Source organism: Roseiarcus fermentans, assembly GCF_003315135.1.
GTDB classification, from domain to species: Bacteria; Pseudomonadota; Alphaproteobacteria; order Rhizobiales; family Beijerinckiaceae; genus Roseiarcus; species Roseiarcus fermentans.
In genome coordinates this window covers 1-1,813 of the sequence record NZ_QNRK01000080.1, presented here as the reverse complement: position 1 = coordinate 1,813, position 1,813 = coordinate 1, and the positions used below count along the sequence as shown (strand labels likewise).

Genomic DNA, 1,813 nt, shown 5'->3' with positions numbered 1-1,813 from the left:
GAGGTCTGGTCATGAGGATCGTTCTGATCCATCCGAACTACCATTCCGGCGGCGCCGAGATCGCCGGCAAGTGGTCGCCCGCCTGGGTCGCCTATCTCGCCGGCTACCTCAAGGCCGGCGGCTATTCCGACATCCGCTTCATCGACGCGATGACCGACGAGCTGAGCGAGGATCAGCTGCGCGCCGAACTGGCCAAGGAGGAGCGGATCGACGTCGTCGGCTGCACCGCGATGACGCCGTCGATCTACAAGGCCGAGCGCGCGCTTCAGATCGCCAGGGAAATGCACCCGAACGTGGTGACGGTGCTCGGCGGCATCCATGGCACCTTCATGTACAACCAGGTGCTGAAGGAAGCCCCGTGGATCGACGCGGTGGTCCGCGGCGAGGGCGAAGCGGTGATGCTGAACCTGGTCGAATCGGTCCACGCCGGGCGCTGGCCCAACGACCGCGGCCAGATCGGCGGCATCGCCTATCGCGAGGGCGACAAGGTCGTCGCCACCAAGCCCGAGCCGCCGATCCGCGACGTCGACACGATCGTGGCCGACTGGTCGATCCTCGACTGGAAGAAATACATCTATATCCCGATGAACACCCGCGTCGCCACCCCGAACATGGCGCGCGGCTGTCCGTTCACCTGCTCCTTCTGCTCGCAGTGGAAGTTCTGGCGCGACTATCGGGTGCGCGACCCGAAGCGGGTGGTGGACGAGATCGAGACCCTGGTGAAGGAGCACGAGGTCGGCTTCTTCATCCTCGCCGACGAGGAGCCGACCATCAACAAGAAGGCGTTCGTGGCCTTCTGCCAGGAGCTGATCGACCGCAACCTCGGCATCTACTGGGGCATCAACACCCGCGTCTCCGACGTGCTGCGCGACGAGGCCGAGCTGCCGTTCTACCGCAAGGCCGGTCTCGTCCACATTTCGCTCGGCACCGAAGCCGCAGCGCAGCTCAACCTCGATCTGTTCAACAAGGAGACGACGGTCGCCGAGAACAAGAAGGCGATCCGGATCCTGCGCGAGGCCGGCATCGTCACCGAGGCCCAGTTCATCATGGGCATCGACAGCGAGACCAAGGAGACCATCAACGAGACCTACCTGATGGCGATGGACTGGGGCGCCGACATGGCCAACTGGTCGATGTTCACGCCCTGGCCCTATTCCGACCTCTATCGCGAGATGGAGGACAAGGTCGAGGTGCTGGACTTCGAGAAGTACAATTTCGTCACCCCGATCATGAAGCCGAAGGCCATGGAGCGGGGCGAGCTGCTCGATGCGGTGATGAACAACTACCGCCGCTTCTACATGCGCCGGTCGCTGTTCCACTATCCCTGGATCCGCGACCCGCTGCGCCGCCGCTACCTGCTCGGCTGCCTCAAGGCGTTCCTGATCGCGGCGTTCGGGCGCCGGTTCTACGACCTCGGCCGGGTCGGCTACTGGGGCCCGCAGACGATCAAGAAGCTGAAATGGAAATTCGACTCGTCGCGCAAGCTCGACGAGAAGGTCGATTTCGGCGACGTCGCATCCTGGAAGAGCCGCACCGCCCGCAAGGAATCCGAAGCGGAAGCGCGCATGAAGGCGGCCGAGGTCGAACTCGGGCTCGACCTCGGCGACGCCAGGCGCACCGTCGCCGCGCCGAAGACAACCAGCCTGCTCGCCCACGCCAACGTCAACGACCTGGCGCAGGGCGCCTCGGCCTGCGGCGGCGGCGGCGACCAGCAGATGTCGGACGCCGACATGGAGGCGGCGCTCGACCGCGCCCGCGCCCATGCCGCCACCGCCAGCCCGAGCCGCGCCGCCGGCAACCCCCAGATGTCGGA

1 protein-coding gene is annotated in these 1,813 nt (G+C 65.6%); it reads left to right on the top strand.

What is annotated here, in order from left to right; all coding sequences use genetic code 11:
* Positions 1 to 11 precede the first annotated feature (11 nt).
* Positions 12 to 1,813, top strand: a 1,802-nt coding sequence (gene bchE, locus DFR50_RS31070; protein ID WP_113894222.1) for a magnesium-protoporphyrin IX monomethyl ester anaerobic oxidative cyclase, incomplete at its 3' end; no start/stop codon positions are given.